At 50.8% G+C, this 16543-nt stretch carries 15 protein-coding genes; 11 read left to right on the top strand and 4 right to left on the bottom strand.

Features of this window, described 5'->3' with window-relative positions:
- Positions 1-5 precede the first annotated feature (5 nt).
- Together CHU32_RS17370 and CHU32_RS17365 are read right to left on the bottom strand one after the other, a co-directional pair.
- Positions 6-791, bottom strand: coding sequence for a nucleotidyltransferase domain-containing protein (locus CHU32_RS17370; protein ID WP_425444899.1), 786 nt, complete (start codon positions 789-791; stop codon positions 6-8).
- Positions 791-1924, bottom strand: a complete 1134-nt coding sequence (locus CHU32_RS17365) for a slipin family protein (RefSeq protein WP_103677313.1) — start codon at positions 1922-1924, stop codon at positions 791-793. The genes CHU32_RS17370 and CHU32_RS17365 overlap by 1 nt, the downstream gene beginning before the upstream one ends.
- A 484-nt stretch (positions 1925-2408) precedes the next feature.
- On the opposite strand from CHU32_RS17365, the gene rtcR reads away from it, so the two are divergent.
- Positions 2409-3992 carry an RNA repair transcriptional activator RtcR gene (gene rtcR, locus CHU32_RS17360; RefSeq protein WP_103677312.1) on the top strand — a complete coding sequence of 528 codons (1584 nt, stop codon included), beginning with the start codon at positions 2409-2411 and terminating at the stop codon, positions 3990-3992.
- A 58-nt stretch (positions 3993-4050) separates the two neighbouring features.
- On the opposite strand, the gene CHU32_RS17355 is transcribed toward rtcR, so the two are convergent.
- Entirely contained in the window at positions 4051-4611 is a 561-nt protein-coding gene (locus CHU32_RS17355) for a serine acetyltransferase (protein ID WP_103677311.1), read from the bottom strand.
- Between the two features lie 220 nt (positions 4612-4831).
- Between CHU32_RS17355 and panS the strand changes: the two genes are divergently transcribed.
- The 6 genes from panS to CHU32_RS17325 all read left to right on the top strand — a co-directional run bounded on the left by panS (position 4832) and on the right by CHU32_RS17325 (position 10427).
- The gene (gene panS, locus CHU32_RS17350; protein WP_103677310.1) at positions 4832-5770 is read left to right on the top strand and encodes a ketopantoate/pantoate/pantothenate transporter PanS; all 939 of its coding nucleotides are present in this window, start codon (positions 4832-4834) and stop codon (positions 5768-5770) included.
- Between the two features lie 236 nt (positions 5771-6006).
- Positions 6007-7593 carry a PTS sugar transporter gene (locus CHU32_RS17345; protein ID WP_103677309.1) on the top strand — a complete coding sequence of 529 codons (1587 nt, stop codon included), beginning with the start codon at positions 6007-6009 and terminating at the stop codon, positions 7591-7593.
- Between the two features lie 28 nt (positions 7594-7621).
- Positions 7622-8461 (top strand): histidine biosynthesis protein, encoded by an 840-nt coding sequence (locus CHU32_RS17340; protein WP_103677308.1) that lies wholly within the window; start codon positions 7622-7624, stop codon positions 8459-8461.
- 22 nt (positions 8462-8483) lie between these two features.
- Positions 8484-9284, top strand: a complete 801-nt coding sequence (locus tag CHU32_RS17335) for a Cof-type HAD-IIB family hydrolase (RefSeq protein WP_245880233.1) — start codon at positions 8484-8486, stop codon at positions 9282-9284.
- A gap of 49 nt (positions 9285-9333) precedes the next feature.
- On the top strand, positions 9334-10092 hold the full coding sequence (locus tag CHU32_RS17330) for a DeoR/GlpR family DNA-binding transcription regulator (protein WP_103677307.1): 759 nt from the start codon (positions 9334-9336) through the stop codon (positions 10090-10092).
- Between the two features lie 62 nt (positions 10093-10154).
- On the top strand, positions 10155-10427 hold the full coding sequence (locus CHU32_RS17325) for a YjbD family protein (protein ID WP_103677306.1): 273 nt from the start codon (positions 10155-10157) through the stop codon (positions 10425-10427).
- Here the strand turns inward: CHU32_RS17325 and rluF are convergent.
- Positions 10424-11299: a 23S rRNA pseudouridine(2604) synthase RluF gene (gene rluF / locus CHU32_RS17320; protein WP_103677305.1), complete on the bottom strand. Its 876-nt coding sequence runs from the start codon at positions 11297-11299 to the stop codon at positions 10424-10426. The two genes, CHU32_RS17325 and rluF, sit on opposite strands and share 4 nt — an antisense overlap.
- Before the next feature lie 757 nt (positions 11300-12056).
- Here rluF and CHU32_RS17310 point away from each other — a divergent pair.
- The 4 genes from CHU32_RS17310 to pepE all read left to right on the top strand — a co-directional run bounded on the left by CHU32_RS17310 (position 12057) and on the right by pepE (position 16455).
- Entirely contained in the window at positions 12057-13358 is a 1302-nt protein-coding gene (locus CHU32_RS17310; protein ID WP_103677303.1) for a BNR repeat-containing protein, read from the top strand.
- 1 nt (position 13359) lies between these two features.
- Positions 13360-14598 (top strand): oligosaccharide MFS transporter, encoded by a 1239-nt coding sequence (locus tag CHU32_RS17305; protein ID WP_103677302.1) that lies wholly within the window; start codon positions 13360-13362, stop codon positions 14596-14598.
- 114 nt (positions 14599-14712) lie between these two features.
- On the top strand, positions 14713-15408 hold the full coding sequence (gene ompL / locus CHU32_RS17300) for a porin OmpL (protein WP_103677301.1): 696 nt from the start codon (positions 14713-14715) through the stop codon (positions 15406-15408).
- A gap of 357 nt (positions 15409-15765) precedes the next feature.
- Positions 15766-16455, top strand: a complete 690-nt coding sequence (gene pepE, locus CHU32_RS17295) for a dipeptidase PepE (protein ID WP_103677300.1) — start codon at positions 15766-15768, stop codon at positions 16453-16455.
- Positions 16456-16543: the final 88 nt, after the last annotated feature.

The raw sequence follows: 16543 nt of genomic DNA, 5'->3' as shown, positions 1-16543 counted from the left end.
GGGCATTATGCCCGGCGCATTACCGTCTGGTACAGCAGCCTGTCTAACGCCCTGACATCGCCCTCCCGGCTATCAGGAAGTACAGGCGCAATCTCACCCCGCGCCAGTTCTGCACGAATAAACGCATGCAGTAACGGACGGCGCAGGCCGTATTCGGCTTCTCCGGCGCGCTGTTTACGTTCCAGCAGTTCATCAATTTCCTGACGTAGCGCGGCATCCAGCTCACTTCCTGCCAGCAGCTCAGCAAAACGCATCGGCGGCATACCCTTCCCCGCTTCGATCCAGCGAACGGCCAGCAACGGGCGCAGCACGTAAAAGTATTTTTTTAGCCTTACCTCATCGCCCTGCAAATAGCCGCGAAAGTTTTTCCGCGCCATGGAGTAGTAATGCCAGCGTGCGCGCAGGGGTGAAAACCAGCGGGGCACCTCATGGCGTAACGTCGCCATGACGGACGCATCCTGCTCATAGATCACCGGCGAATCCAGCCATTCGATGAGCGTTGGGTTGGCGTTTTTTAACAGGCCCAGCGCCTTGCGCCATTCCCAGCCGCTAATATCCAGCTCATCATCAATTGGCAGCTCAATCACATCGCGCGGAGCTTCCACCCGCAGATACCATTCCGGCGGATGAACGTATAAAAACCGCACGTCGTAATCACTGTCTGGCGACGCGAATCCCCAGCCACGGCTGCCGGATTCGCAGGCGTACAGTACTTTCACCGCGTATTTTTCTTCAATGTCGCGCAGGCTTCGCCTCACGCGAACCTGCATATCTTCACTGACGTTATTCATCAGGCCCCTCCTTTGATATTTACCAGGCCGTGCAGCACCTGATCCAGCCCACCGAAGACCGAAATTTTATCAATACGTTCGGCCACGCGTTCCAGCGTTTCCAGCTCTTTCAGGCGCAGCGCCACCGGGTTGCTCTCCATCACTTTGGCGGTATTTAACAGCGAACGCGTTGCTGCGGTCTCTTCCCGACGGCGGATGACGTTAGCCTGCGCGGATTTCTCCGCTTCCACCAGTTTGGTCAGGATAGTTTTCATATCACCGGGTAACACGATGTCTTTTACGCCGAGGGAAGCCACGGTCATCCCGAAAGAGGCCATGCGTTCAGCCACCTGCGCACTCACTACCTCGTCAATGACCTGCTTATTTTCCAGCAGTTCGTCCAGCGTTCGTGTCCCTACTGCCTCACGTAATGCAAATTGCAGTTCCCGGTAAAGATGATCCACAGGCTTTGTGAGCTGGCTAAATGCCTGTAATACATCGCTGTAGCCCCAGTTCGCCGCCAGGTTCAGGCGTAAATTGACTTTATCACGCGTCAAAATTTCCTGTCCGGCCACTTCCAGTACCTGAAGGCGTAAATCGACGATTTCCGCCTCCACCAGATGATTAACTTTCCAGTACGCAGACAGCCCTGGCGGCAGTAATGCCTGCGTTTCACCGTCAATTTTCAGCACGCCGGCATGCCAGGCGGGTACGTTAACCGTCAGGATAATATCCCGTCCTTTAACCGTTTTATCGCGGGTGCGCGGCTGCAATACCGCCTGCATAATCTCTGTCGGCACGGACACATCACGCGTATCCATCCGCACCAGACGCAGGTTATCGCTATCCTGCCAGAACAGGCGACGCGAGGCGGGCGGGATAATCTCCAGCAGCACGCCGTGAGAATAAAGCGCGGCGGCCTCGTGTTCGGTGGTATCCGCCACCAGGCAATATTTTTCGACCCACTCCGGGTGAAAGCGGCGCAGCGTGTCGCCTAAATCCGCGGCGACCTCACTGCCATCGCGGGCAATCAGCGTCACGTCAGGAGTGGAAAACCACGGCATGCGGTGCTCGCCCGCTTCCAGAATCTGGTAGTAGTCACCTTCTTTGGCCAGTAACCCTAACTGCCCTTTACGTATTTTCATTTTATTCATTTTTACTCCCTCTGTTTATCAATGCTGAGGCGGGTGCAGCTGCGAAGCCAGCGGGGAATCGCCATCGGGTACCTGACGATTTTGCCGCTGACCCAGCATCATTACCGGCCTCAGCCTGAGGCAATCCTGACTGCGGACTGCCGGGTACTGCTGCTGTAAACAACCAGTGTTCACCTGATGGAGGCGAATGCAGGAATCGAACCCGCGTTAATCGACTTTTCGCAAATGTCTTTCCGCTGGCGGAACGCTCCCTGGATAACGGCCTTTGCCGTTCCCGGAGCGCCGGCGGGGTATAATCCCCTGCGTAGCCCGGCGTGCTGACAAAACTACTATTGCCAGAAATGTGCCAGAATCCTGATTCAGTAAATTAATTTTTTAATTCATTGATATATAACATTTTTATTTTCAGGTCATTGGAGTAATCAATTTCTGATGCTATGCTTAATTTATCCTGTTAAATCAGAACTTATTTTTAAGGATAAGAATGAAAAAGCGGCGGGTTGTCATCGGTGTAATTGGCACCGTACTGGATAAGCGTGGTAAACGGGCTAATCGCTGGGTGAAATGGCGGCCAACTGTCGGGCTATGCCAGCAGCCGGACCTGCCGGTTGACCGTCTGGAATTGCTCTATCAGGCCAAAGACCGGGGAATGACGGAGCAACTTAGCGACGATATCCGCGAGGTTTCTCCGCACACTGAGGTGCGCACGCATACCGTCGCCATTGACGATCCGTGGGATTTTGAAGAGGTCTACGCGGCGTTTCTCGATTTCGCCCGCCATTACGCCTTCGATACCGAAAATGAAGAGTATCTGGTGCACATCACGACCGGCACCCACGTGGCGCAAATTTGCTGGTTCCTGTTAACGGAAGCGCGCTATCTCCCCGCCAGCCTGCTGCAAACCGGCCCTGTGAAAAATCGCGACGACGATAACCGCGCGGCAGGCACGTATTCGATTATTGACCTCGATCTCAGCCGGTACACCACCCTGACCAGCCGTTTTCAGCACGAACAGCAACAATCTGTCTCCTTCCTGAAAAGCGGGATCGATACCCGCAACGCGACGTTCAACCGGATGATCGACCAGATTGAACGTGTGGCCCTGCGCTCGGATGCGCCGATATTACTGATCGGGCCGACCGGTGCCGGTAAATCTTTCCTTGCGAAGCGTATTTATCAGCTTCGCCAGTCACGTCATTTAGTGGCGGGCAAGCTGGTGGCGGTAAACTGCGCCACGCTGCGGGGGGATAACGCCATGTCAACGCTGTTTGGCCATGTCAAAGGTGCATTTACCGGCGCACTTCAGCCGCGCACGGGCCTGCTGCGCGAAGCCGACGGCGGCGTACTGTTTCTGGATGAAATTGCAGAGCTGGGGCTGGACGAACAGGCGATGCTGCTGAAAGCGATTGAAGAGAAAACCTTTTTCCCGTTTGGCTCAGATAAAGAAGTTTACAGCGACTTTCAGCTTATTGCCGGTACGCACCGGGATATGCCGACCTGGGTAGCTGAGGGCCGCTTTCGGGAAGATCTCTATTCCCGTATCAATATGTGGACCTTTGCCCTGCCGGGCCTTGCTGAACGGCGCGAAGATATTGCGCCCAACGTGGAGTATGAGCTGCAACGTTTTGCCGCCAGCCGTCAGATGCAGGTCCGCTTTGATAAAGAGGCTCGCGAGCGTTATCTGCGTTTTGCCCGTTCTCCCCAGGCTGCCTGGCGGGGTAATTTTCGCGAGCTGAGTTCGTCCGTGGCCCGTATGGCTACGCTTGCTGAACAGGGGCGGATCACGGTGGAGTTGGTGGACGAAGAGATACAAAGGCTGACGCAAAGCTGGCAGCCTGCGTCACAAAAAGCTCTCCCGGTCATAAGCGAGGAGATCGACCTTTTTGAGCAGAGTCAGCTGGAAACGGTGATCCGCGTTTGTCGCCAGTGCCATTCACTCTCTGAAGCCGGACGGATGCTGTTTGCCGTTTCGCGGCAGAAGAAAAGCAACCCGAACGATGCGGATCGCCTGCGAAAGTATCTGGCGCGATTTGGGTTAAGCTGGGAGAGCGTGCGCAACAACGCGTGAATGAAGCTACAAGCAGTTAATTCACTGAAAGCCGGTACCGCACCGGCGCATAATATTCTTAACAGCGCAAAATAATCTCCGGATTTATTTTACAAACATAAGTCGCATCATCAGGAATATCAGATAACACCAGCGACATCGCGCCGATATTAACATTATGACCGATGCTCACGTTGCCCATAATGCATGTACCCGCGCCAATATTAACATTATTACCTACTGTTGCCGCAGCCGGATCGTCATCTTTGCGTAACCCGATAGTTACGTTTTGATAGATAACGGCGTTATCGCCAATAATAGATTTCCCAGAAATAACCACTCCGGTCAGGTGAATAAACTTAGGATTCCGCCCGATGGTGGCTTTTAATGCGATATCGGATGCATATCGGGACTGTAGTGACCAGTTAATTTTTTTGGCGACTCGCTTTTGCCGCGTATTTCCATGAAGATACATCTGGCTGGCAAGCCGCCACCACAATAAAAAATGTCGGTTGCGATTTTTATGCGCAAGATACAGACGAAACAGGCTAATTTTATTTTTAGTCGTTATTTCTTCGCGCCAGAAGCTTTTCAGATCAGCACTTTTTTTCGATAATAAAAATATAATAATGTGAATCATCGTCTTCTGCCCTTTTCCTTTGGCACGATTTTAACGATATTGTGGATGATCTGCACCTCGAGTGTAAAGCATGCGCTGCTGTCATCCTCTGCCCGCTGACATGAAGCCTCTTCATCATAATTTGTTTGAATAAAACCTCATCGCACGATACACAATACCTATGACCGGGCTCGATCCCGGCTTTTTTATAACAAAACACAACATCCCTGAGGAAAACACGATGCTCTCCATTCTGACCCGGCTGTTCCCGCTGTGGGCGCTGCTGCTCTCCGTTATCGCGTCTTACACTCCCACAACATTCGTGCCCATTGGCCCATGGGTCAGCACGTTGTTGATGCTGATTATGTTCGGCATGGGCGTGCATTTGAATCTTGCAGATTTTAAGCGCGTGTTATCACGGCCTGCGCCTGTGGCGGCGGGGATTTTTTTGCATTATCTGGTGATGCCGCTGGCCGCCTGGCTGCTGGCGCTGCTGTTTAAAATGCCGCCGGATCTGTCCGCCGGAATGGTGCTGGTGGGCAGCGTCGCCAGCGGGACGGCGTCAAACGTGATGATTTATCTGGCAAAAGGCGATGTCGCGCTCTCCGTGACGATCTCTTCCGTATCGACGCTGGTCGGCGTGGTGGCCACGCCGCTGCTGACGCGTTTGTACGTTGACGCACATATTCAGGTAGATGTGATGGGCATGCTGATAAGCATCCTGCAAATTGTGGTGATCCCGATAGCGCTTGGTCTGATTGTTCATCACCTTTTTCCGCGTGTGGTGCGGGCAGTGGAGCCTTATCTGCCGGCCTTTTCAATGCTCTGCATTCTGGCAATTATTAGTGCCGTGGTGGCCGGGAGCGCCAGCCATATTGCGTCGGTAGGTCTGGTGGTCATCGTGGCGGTGATCCTGCATAACGCCATCGGACTGCTCGGCGGCTACTGGGGCGGCAAATTGTTTGGATTTGATGAATCCACCTGCCGCACGCTGGCGATCGAAGTGGGTATGCAAAACTCCGGCCTTGCCGCCGCGCTGGGTAAAATTTACTTCTCACCGCTGGCCGCCCTGCCCGGCGCGCTGTTTTCCGTATGGCACAACCTTTCCGGCTCGCTGCTGGCGGGTTACTGGTCAGGAAAGCCCGTTGATAAAAAGCGCGACGCGGTGAAGCGTCTGTGATCACCGCATGATGGAGGGGTTCCCCTCCATTATTTAGCCATTTCTTTTGACATTCATCACAAAACAACAAATATCAACATAAAGAAAATATCATTTTAATTCAATGGATTATATTAATAATAAGCTAATTCACCCCTTTATAGCCAGTCTTTAAATGTTGCTTTATTTTGTTTTAGTTGGAATTATAGTTCCACTACAACACAGATAAATACTCTTACCCTATCTTCGAGGCCGCTATGAAAAAAATTGCGATTATTGGAAGCAGTGGAGGCAACCTCTACAACCTGGGTGGCGCAGAGCCTGAAAAGCTGCTCCAGGAAATTTACCAGCAATGTGACGCCGCAGGTGTCAATGTCGCCGCCGTGCAGTTTATCGCGGCGGAAGCGTCAATGGATGTCGCCAAACCCACGACGCCGGCATCCGTTTTTGCATTAACCACAGAAAACCAACAAAAACCACAGCGCATCTTCCAGGGCAAATTGTCGGAAGTGAACGCCTCGGTGGTGGAAAGCGATCGGCGGATCGCGGAGATGATCCGCAACGGCGAGATCGACGGGATCGTGGTCATGAGCGCCGATCCCGTGAATGCCAACCAGGCCGTTTTCGCAGCGGCTGTAGAGATGAAAACGCCGATTGTCGGCACCGGCGGCACCTCCATGGCGCTGGTGGCCGCAAAAGGTGCGAACGTGGTTGCAACATCGGGCACAACGGGCACCACCAGCCGTACCCGCGCGGTTTCATTTGTTGCCTCCCTGTGTAAACACTGGGGCATCAAGTACAAACCGCAGCTGGGCAGCGCCTCCCCTTCACAGGGCGGCTCCGGGAAAAGCCTACTTAAGCGCTTTAACATCCGCAGCATTATGATCCCTGCCCTGCCGGGCTTTATCGCCATGGCGATTGTTCTGGCGCTCAGCCATATTCCGGGGCTGGAAAAACTTAACGACATCTTTGAAATCCTGCTCAAGGGCCTGCCGGTACTGGTCGCCGTGCTCGCGGCGAAACAGATTTCCGAGCTGGATGAAGTTTCCATCGTTTCCGGGGTGGTCGCCGGGGTGCTCTCGGTTGAAGGCGGTCTGATCGGCGGGATTATCGGCGGCCTGTTGGCCGGTATATTCGTGCGCTGGCTGTTTGAACTGTGCCTCAACTGGCGCTTCCCGATGACCACCGTCAACATTGTGGCAGGCGGGATCTCGGGCCTGGCCGCCGGGTTAATCATGCATTATCTGCTGAGTCCGCTGGCGCTGGGCGCAGGTAACTACATCAAACTGGCGATCGAAAGCACGCTGGCATTCAGCCCGGTGCTGGCCGGGTTGCTGGCGGGACTGGTGATCTGGCCCGCCATTCTTGGCGGCGTCTACCATGCAGTGATCCTGCCGCTGGTCCTGCTGGAGATGGAGAAATCCGGCGTCAGCTTCCTCGGCGCAGTCGACATGGTCGGCCTGGTGATGGTTGCTGCCGGTATCAACCTCGCTAACGTCATCGCGCCACGGGAAAAAAGCGAAGCGGCGGTTGCCACGCCTGGCCTGCTTATCAACCTGGGCTTCGGCACCTTCGTCGAATCCGCTTATCCGTTTATGTTCGCCAACAAAATTGTCTTCGGCTCTGCCATCGTCTGGGCGGGCCTCGGCGGCATGATGCTCGGCTTCTTTAACGTCAAAGGCGTGGCCTATGTGCCTGCGTTCGCCTCACCGTTCCTGTCCAGCAATGCGCTACAGATGGCGATTGTGATGTTCACCATCATGGTACTGACCTGTATCACCACCATCATTGCTAACCGTTTTAAGGCCGTCGTACAGAAAGAATCCGTTACGGCAGCTCACTAAGTTCATGCACCAACACCAGAGGTACATCATGTTTAAAGGCGATATGAATAAAAAACGCGCCAAAGCGTTACAGAAAGTCAAAGATGCCATCGCGCTTCACGGCGGGCAAACCATCCTCAGCACCGGGATCACCGGCGACGATGCTCGGCTGGCGAAGGCGGTATGCGAAGCAGGCGTCAAGCTGCTGGAGCCGAACCATCCCGCGCTGGCACTGGCGCGCGGTCACAAAGGCGTCAGTAACATGCACGCGGCAGAGCAGATCCGCCACGAAATCACCAACGGCCAGATGGCCGAGGCGGTACAGGGCGTGCGTAATGTGGTCCCGGACGATATCTTCATCACCGTTGGCATTGCAGGTGGTTTTACTGAAACCCTGCCCGTGCCGCTCAGCGAAACGGAGATTCTGGAGATTGCCCGCGCCGGTGCCGATGGCTTACACACGCATAAATCCGACTGGGACGATTTGCAGGATATTGTTAACCTGGCCCATCAGTACGGGCTGACCGTCGATGCCTATATCGGTCATCCGGACGATCTGCACACCTTCGGCATTGCAGCCCGCACCCCGGACGAAGTCGCCAGCGTGGCGAAACGGATGGAGGAGATTGGCGTCGATATGATCGGCCTGATGACCGGCATGAGCTATGAAGGCGTGGCGGCGGGTGATATCCCGCAAACCATTAAAGATCGCCTTCAGGCGCTGGTAGGCGCGGTCAACGTGCCGACGCTGGCCGAAGGGGGCATTAACGTCGCCAATGCCAAAGCGTTTAAGGACACCGGCGTTAATATTCTGGTGGTTGGCACGGCCATCGACAACATGGTCTGCAACGCCGCTAAACAGGCCGTTACACCGTTTATCAGCCATTAATTCACGTTCAGGGAAAGGAAATATGTTACTGGTTACCGATCTGGATGGAACCTTGCTGACGTCGCAAAAGACCATCAGTCCGCGCACGCGTCAGGCGCTGGGGGAATTTCACCAGCGTGGCGGTCTGCTTGCCGCCTGTTCTGCCAGACCGGTTTCTTCCATGGTGCACCTGCTGGAACAACAAAACGTCGACGCGCTGTTTAGCTGGTGCGCCGGCTTTAACGGCGGGCAGATTCTGGAGATGGCGCAGCACGCTATTACGCATGCTGCGCCGCTCTCCGGCATGGATTTGCGCGATATCGACCGACATATTTCTCTTTCACGTTATGCGCACCATTTCTTTAGCGCAGAGGCGATTTATCACCGTTACGACCGGCCCGTTGCTCCCTGGACAACTTATGAGGCCGAATTGTTTATGCTGCCGCTGATCCCCGCCGCGCCCGGCGTCATTATTAGCCGCACGGATATTTATAAAATTACCGTTGTGGCGGAGCAATCAAAAATAAATCAGCTGCATACCGACATTAATAGCCAGCTTCCGCCTGGATTTATTGCCACCATTACCGGCGGAAATTATATCGATATTCAACGTGCGCAAATTAATAAAGGCTATGCGGTCAGCCAGCTTATTCGCCATATATCTCCAGCTGCAACCAAAGTTGTGGCGATTGGCGACCAGCAAAACGACGTCAGTATGTTTGCTGCGGCCGACATCGGGATTGCGATGGGTAATGCGCCGGAAGCGGTAAAACAGCGGGCCAGCTACGTCACTGCCACCAACGATGACGAGGGTATCGTCCGGGCGTTGGAGTGGTTGCGTTGACCTGCGCATCCAGTTACCATGCGGCAAAGCATGACGCTGGCGGACCATAATGAACCCGATAAAAAGAAGAAAACATATTCTTGATGAAGTAAACAAATTCGGTGAAGTCACCGTTGTTAAATTATCGGAAACGTTAAACGTCACGTCAGAAACCATTCGCCGCGATCTCTCTTTGCTGGAGACCGAAGGTCAAATCACCAAAATTCACGGCGGCGCAGTCAAAAAGCAAGTCGTTCAGGAAGACGCCTTCAGCGCGCGAATTGATGCCCACCGCGAAGAGAAAATGGCGATTGCTAAATTCGCCGCCGGTATGGTTAGCGAGCGCGACACGCTGTTTATTGATTCCTGCACCACCAATCTGATTCTTGCCGGGCACTTACCGCTTGTCGCCTTTTCCGTTATTACCAACTCCGCCTTAATTGCCGACAAAATTAAAGAAAATAACCTTCAGGCCCGTGTTTATGTATTGGGCGGCGAATATGATTACCATTTTCGCGCCAACCTCGGCGTGTCGGTGTGCCAGCAAATTAACGCCATCCATGCCGATATTTGTTTTATTGGCGCAGGCGGTATTTCCCCTCAACATGGCGTGCTGGTGAAAAGCTTTGACGAAGCCTACGTGGCGAAAGCAATGATTACCATGAGTAAAAAATCAGTGATCCTCGCTGACCATACTAAATTTGGTCAGGACGGCGTGATGTGCATCGCCACTATGAAAGAGATCGATAACATCATTACCGATAAAGGCTTTAAAACCACTGGTTATAGCCAGCAGGATTTCGCCGGGAAGGTGCGGATGGCGGAGTAAATACTGTCCGCCCTTTGTGTATTGCCGTACACTGGGTTATCCGGTTGACTGAGGGCACCCACATGGCACTCCCGCGTATTACCCAAAAAGAGATGACAGAGCGTGAACAGCGCGAACTGAAAACGCTGCTCGACCGCGCCCGTATTGCGCACGGTCGTCTGCTGACTAACGCAGAGACCAACAGCGTGAAGAAAGAGTACATTGATAAGTTAATGGTGCAGCGAGAAGCAGACGCCAAAAAAGCCCGCCAGTTAAAGAAAAAGCAGGCTTATAAACCCGATACCGAGGCGTCGTTCTCCTGGTCAGCCAGTACGCCGACGCGCGGCAGGCGCTAACGCCCCTTCTTCTTGCGTCCCGGCGCGGTAAAACGCTTACCGTTTGACGCCGGGCGCGCTTTCTCTTTCCCGGCGGAGGCTTCGATCTTCACCACCGGGCGCTTAATACCCGCTGTTTTTGGCTTTGCTTTCGCTTTCGGTTTCGCTTCTGAAGACGAGTTCTCAATAAGCTTAAACAGCGTAATCAGCTCGTCATCCGTCAGATCGCGCCACTCACCCAGCGGCAATCCCGACAGGCCGACGTTCATAATGCGCGTGCGCTCAAGCTTCGTGACTTCGTAACCAAAATGCTCACACATGCGGCGGATCTGGCGGTTCAGCCCCTGGATCAGGGTAATACGAAACACAAACGGCGCTTCTTTTTTAACCTTGCACTTCTTCGTCACCGTCCCGAGGATCGGCACGCCTGCGCCCATGCCACGAATAAAATCGTCCGTGACCGGCTTATCAACCGTCACCAGATACTCTTTTTCATGATCATTACCGGCACGCAGAATCTTATTTACCAGATCGCCGTGGTTGGTAAGAAAAATCAGCCCCTGGGAGTCTTTATCCAGACGGCCAATCGGGAACACGCGCTTGCTGTGGTTGACGAAATCGACGATGTTGTCGCGCTCGCTGTCTTCAGTTGTACTGACGATGCCCACCGGTTTGTTCAGGGCGATAAACACCAGATCTTCCGCTTCGCGCGGTTCAATCAACTGGCCGTTGACCTTGACCACGTCGCCAGGACTCACCTGATCGCCAATGGTGGCGCGCTTGCCGTTGATAAAGACATTCCCTTGTTCAATGAAGCGATCCGCCTCGCGACGCGAGCAGATGCCGCTTTCACTGATGTATTTATTTAATCGGATAGATGAGTCGGGCAGCATAAATTCTCCTGTAAAAGCGAAATATACCGCACCTGATGGGGAGGAAAAACCGTCGCGTGCGGGTTCCGTTAGATAAATGCGGTTTGTGGTGCTTTGGATTAAAGGAGAAAGTAGCGAACGCCTTAAGCGTGTCCAGATTTCGCTCAACAAAACGGTCTCTGAAAGTCACTGAACGATCCACCCACTGATTAAGCATCTCGATCGATTTTTCGTTTTCCCTTGTCCATTTCTGAAGTTCGCGCTCATCAGAGACAGGTTCAAGGTTTTCACTGGCCAGGGTTATCAGCCTTGCGCTGAGAAAATTGAGCGTGTGCCAGAGACCCGCCAGGTTTTGTTCCGTCGTGGGCTGAATATGGTCAGGATAGCAGAGCGCGTAGTCGATTCGGGCAGCTTCATATACCACGATTTATTCTTTGTATTACTGCCATGATTTTATTACCCCTGGCAAAATCCCAATGTTTTTTCAGTACAATGTGCTTAATTTCCTACATTTTGCTGGAGCTGGCAACTGGTCAAAGACAATAAAATTAAATTTAACGTTAGCGTTGGTTTTTAGTGTGCAATCAGTTTAAATTTCCCTGAATAATATATCAAAACAAGGTTTCTTTGTGATGTGGATAACATTTTGTCAGCATCTATGTTTTTATTATCATTTCATTAAACGGCTTATGTCTCCGGCGAAAAGCCGTTAATATTTTCATGCTTTCAGTAAAATACATAATATCAGCAAAGAGAATTTGGCAAGAGGAAGATTGAAATGCATCAGGAAATAATGATATCTAAAATTGGATCATGTTGTTCTGATTTTACTGTAGATTATGCTCTTCTGGTGAAAGATAAATTCTATGTCGCTTACTATGATGAGAATCATCATATAACGGTAGCAAGCCGTACTTTTGAGGAAGATGATTGGGTAATCAGTCATCCGCAAGGAGAATGGTTACCTGAAAAACAACGGTTTATGCATCAGACTGAATATGACAGCCACAATTATCTGACCCTGGCAATGGATAATAAAGGTCACATTCATCTTTCAGGTAATATGCATAAAGATAAAATGGTCTGGTTCCACTCAACGAAACCTTACGATATTCATTCCCTTATACCCAAAACGATGACGGGCGAAAGAGAAGATAGTGTTACATATCCACTATTTTTCTATGGCAACAACGGAGAATTTTTTTTCCGTTACCGTGATGGTGAAAGTGGAAATGGTGATGATATTTATAACTACTGGAACGAAGCAGACAGTAAATGGATCAGACTACAGGAAAACCCATTGCTCAGTGGTGAAGGACTCAGAAATGCATACGCCCGTTTGCCGGTAGCTGGCCCGGATAATCAGTGGCATATGATCTGGATGTGGCGAGATACTCCGCATTGCGAGACTTGCCACGACCTCTCCTATGCACGTAGTCCGGACCTGCTTAAATGGTACTCGCACGACGGGTATCGTTTACCTGTGCCCATCACTCTGCAAAAGGGCGATATTGTTGATGCGAGTCCTGTTAAACGCGGGCTGATTAATATGAGTCAGAATATCGGTTTTGATGCCAAATGCCGTCCGCTGATTACCTGGCACCGTTATGATAATAACGGTTTTTCTCAGGCATGGATTGCCAGACCAGAAGGAAATAAATGGCGGATAAATCAAATTAGCAACTGGAAGTTTCGCTGGGACTTCAGCGGGATGGGTTCAATTCCTCCAGATGTCATCATTTCTGCACCTTATTTAAAAGATACGGATATCTGCGTTGATTTTAAATTATCTTCCGGTAAAAGCGGAACCTGGCTATTGAATCAAGAAACATTAAAAGTGATCAGGACGGATGCCTGTTCTGTTTCGCCTCTTCCGGAAGATTTTTATATACCTTGTGAAGAACTTGATCCTGAGGCGAAAGTGCAGATCATTCCTGAACTTTATACATCTTCACCAAAATATTTCCTGCGCTGGGAGGCATTACCTATACAGAGAGATATCTCATCAGGAAAAACTATACGTCCCAGTATGTTGACGCTGGTATGTTCCGGGCTTTCATCGGGAAAGGAAGGAGATTGAAATGAATCTTTCAGCATCTAAAAACGCTTATATCCGCATAAGCTTATGTTTGTTTCTTTTTTATTTTTCATGGTCTGCGACGTGGTCCTTTCTGGCGATATGGCTGGGAGATAATGTTGGATTTACCAGTACCCAGATAGGGTACACTTTGTCTGTAAATGCATTGTTTGCACTTGCCATAAAACCTGTGTTTGGCTTCATCATGGACAAGCTAGGGCTGAAAAAATCGTTGCTCACTTGTGTGGCAATTGCTTCTGTCTTCGCCGCACCATTTTTTATTTATGTATATCAGTATTTTCTGATGACCAGTATGGTTATAGGGATGATCCTGGGAGGTTTATATCTGGGAACTGCTTACCTCGCGGGTGTGCTGGTTTTTGAAACCTATGCAGATCGATACAGTCGGGCATTCGGATTTGAATTCGGCCGCGTCAGAATGTGGGGATCTCTTGGCTGGGCAATAGCGTCTATCTTTGCCGGACAGTTATTTAACATCAATCCTCATTTTAACTTCATGATAACGTCATGTGGTGCCGTTGCGGTGTTACTCATCCTCCTTACCCTCAAAACACAAGGCGATGAGATTGACTGGCAGGCGGTTAATGAATCAAGAAAAGATCCAGTAAATCGTAAAGACGTCCGGGTACTGTTCCAGCATGCCAGTTTCTGGGTTCTGATGCTCTTTTACGGAGGCATCATCTGGATGATGCAAAGTGCAGAACAACAATTCCCACGTTATTTTGTTACTTTCTTTGCCGATCACCGGACAGGTAATGCCGTGCTGGGATACATGGGATTTGTTCAGTCCGCGTGTGAATTTATTCTCATGTTCTCTATTCCCTTTTTAATTAACCGCATTGGGGCAAGGAATGGTCTTCTGCTGGCTGGATTCTTTATTGGGCTTCGCCTGGTGCTGTCTGCACTCGCTACACATCCATGGATGATTATTGTTATTAAACCGCTTTATGGCCTGGAGATGGCACTTTTGTTGGTTTCTATTTTTAAATTCCTTGCGGAACACTTCGACAAACGCCTGACCGGAACCATATATATGGTGCTCGGATGCTTTAATTATCTCGGCATTACTGCGATTAACCCATTGGCCGGATATTTTTATGACAAATATGGATTTGCATATACATATATGGTTATGGGGTGCATAGCGTGGCTGATAACACTTATCGGAATTAAATTTTTAGGCAAACAAAAAGCGATATCTTTACAGGAATTACCAGGCTAAGTAATAGCCCATGCAAACGTAGTAAAATAAGACCCTCTACATATTAATTAATATTAACGCCATTTATTTGGACTGGCATTATAACAACCATTTCCCAATTTTCAGGAAAATAAAATGAAAGTAAAGTTACCTCTCCTTATTATTATAAGTACTGCCTATCCCCTTTCATCGCTCGCGGCCGGCGCATGGATTGAAGGCCGTGAAGCCTATAACACCGCTTCAGAAGAGCATGAGTTTGTGCTACGAGGAGGATATAATTTTGAGCAGGGTGCAGGCATCATGCTGACTAATGCCTACAATACAGGCAAACTGGATCAGTTTAAGCATAGTTATAATGAACTTGAAGGATGGTACCCGCTTTTTAAACCAACAACTGAGTTTACAATTTTACCTGCACTGATTCTTACTGACAACACGGACGGTTCAACCGTATCACCGTATGTAGATTTTAACTATAAATTCACTCCAGATTTTAATGTTACGTTTAGATATCGATATAACAATAAGAACTATGATAGCGTTGACCTTAATGGCGATGAAAATAAAGACAGCACTCATCAGTTTGTTATGTACTGGAATCTCAAACTTAACGACAAATGGGCTTATACTTTTGAACCCGATTATTTCATCCATGTAAATGATTTTCACAGCAAGAATGGTAAAGACCATAACTGGGAACTAAACAATAAAATTACTTATACATTAACACCTCAATGGAAGCCGTATTTTGAAGTCTCCTGGCTTGATCGCTGGAATCAATATGATCGCGAGCAATACCGTTTTAGGACGGGAATCCGGTATTATTTTTAATGATTTTGGCATCCCGTTTATGGCGGGATGTTCTAATTAATCATCTATTTTTAGAAAGGATATATTGGCAGAGACTGGTCCCGCCATCAGTAAGCGAGCTACTGAGAGAGGAGATGATGTCTAAGCGTTTACGGCCTTTACCTGCCGCTCGGCAGGGGTCAGGGAGTTTATAGTGGCGCATCAGGCTCAGCTCGCGTGTCCGGATTATGGCCAGGCGATGAATAAAAAGTGAGTACATCCATAGTTTGCCCGCTATAGAATAGCGTCTTCCCACACCGTGACTTACCTCATCATGCCATTACGCCAGCCATGTTAGCCTTGCTGCGTGTTGTATTTTTCTGACCACAGGGAGAAAAAATGGAATTGTTATTACTGAGTAATTCAACGCTGCCAGGTAAAGGCTGGATGGAGCATGCGCTGCCGCTGATTGTCGACCAGTTAAAGGGACGCCGCAGCGCCGTATTTATCCCGTTTGCGGGCGTTACGCAGAGCTGGGACGATTACACGGCGAAAACGGCGGCACTCTTTACGCCGCTCGGCGTTTCAGTAACGGGGATTCACTGTGCTGCCGATCCGGTAATGGCGATTCAGAACGCGGAGCTGGTGATTGTCGGTGGAGGTAATACATTTCAGTTGCTGAGGGAGTGCCGGACGCGCGGCCTGCTAGAGCCGGTTGCTGAGGCGGTTAAGCGCGGAGCGCTGTATATCGGCTGGAGTGCAGGGGCCAATTTGGCCTGCCCGTCCATCCGTACGACTAACGATATGCCGATTGTCGATCCACAGGGCTTTGATGCACTGGGGTTGTTCCCCTTGCAGATTAACCCGCATTTCACCAACGCGTTGCCGGAAGGTCACAAAGGCGAAACTCGTGAGCAGCGGATACGCGAGCTGCTGGTGGTTGCGCCGGAGCTGACGGTGATTGGGCTACCAGAAGGCAACTGGATTAAGGTGAGCGAGGATCAGGCGGTCCTCGGCGGCCCGAACACGACTTATGTGTTCAGGGCCGGAGAGGACGCGGTTGCCCTTGAGGCAGGCTACCGTTTTTGACAACTGGTGCTCTAATGCCGGATGGCGCTGCGCTTATCCGGCCTACGCGGCGCGTGCTCTGGCGTGAGCAGGTTGGTACATGCCACAT

The sequence above is a fragment of the Superficieibacter electus genome (genome assembly GCF_002915575.1).
Lineage (GTDB): Bacteria > Pseudomonadota > Gammaproteobacteria > Enterobacterales > Enterobacteriaceae > Superficieibacter > Superficieibacter electus.
The sequence above is the reverse complement of the archived record's forward strand: the minus strand, read 5'-3'. Positions and strand labels throughout refer to the sequence as shown.

Bases quoted from the DNA above. Each gene is read 5' to 3' on its own strand.
- CHU32_RS17340 (WP_103677308.1), top strand. From the start codon at position 7,622: ATGTTTAAAGGCGATATGAATAAAAAACGCGCCAAAGCGTTACAGAAA.
- panS (WP_103677310.1), top strand. From the start codon at position 4,832: ATGCTCTCCATTCTGACCCGGCTGTTCCCGCTGTGGGCGCTGCTGCTC.
- CHU32_RS17355 (WP_103677311.1), bottom strand. From the start codon at position 4,611: ATGATTCACATTATTATATTTTTATTATCGAAAAAAAGTGCTGATCTG.
- CHU32_RS17310 (WP_103677303.1), top strand. From the start codon at position 12,057: ATGCATCAGGAAATAATGATATCTAAAATTGGATCATGTTGTTCTGAT.
- CHU32_RS17345 (WP_103677309.1), top strand. From the start codon at position 6,007: ATGAAAAAAATTGCGATTATTGGAAGCAGTGGAGGCAACCTCTACAAC.
- rtcR (WP_103677312.1), top strand. From the start codon at position 2,409: ATGAAAAAGCGGCGGGTTGTCATCGGTGTAATTGGCACCGTACTGGAT.
- rluF (WP_103677305.1), bottom strand. From the start codon at position 11,299: ATGCTGCCCGACTCATCTATCCGATTAAATAAATACATCAGTGAAAGC.
- CHU32_RS17365 (WP_103677313.1), bottom strand. From the start codon at position 1,924: ATGAATAAAATGAAAATACGTAAAGGGCAGTTAGGGTTACTGGCCAAA.
- CHU32_RS17370 (WP_425444899.1), bottom strand. From the start codon at position 791: ATGAATAACGTCAGTGAAGATATGCAGGTTCGCGTGAGGCGAAGCCTG.
- CHU32_RS17305 (WP_103677302.1), top strand. From the start codon at position 13,360: ATGAATCTTTCAGCATCTAAAAACGCTTATATCCGCATAAGCTTATGT.
- CHU32_RS17335 (WP_245880233.1), top strand. From the start codon at position 8,484: ATGTTACTGGTTACCGATCTGGATGGAACCTTGCTGACGTCGCAAAAG.
- pepE (WP_103677300.1), top strand. From the start codon at position 15,766: ATGGAATTGTTATTACTGAGTAATTCAACGCTGCCAGGTAAAGGCTGG.
- CHU32_RS17325 (WP_103677306.1), top strand. From the start codon at position 10,155: ATGGCACTCCCGCGTATTACCCAAAAAGAGATGACAGAGCGTGAACAG.
- ompL (WP_103677301.1), top strand. From the start codon at position 14,713: ATGAAAGTAAAGTTACCTCTCCTTATTATTATAAGTACTGCCTATCCC.
- CHU32_RS17330 (WP_103677307.1), top strand. From the start codon at position 9,334: ATGAACCCGATAAAAAGAAGAAAACATATTCTTGATGAAGTAAACAAA.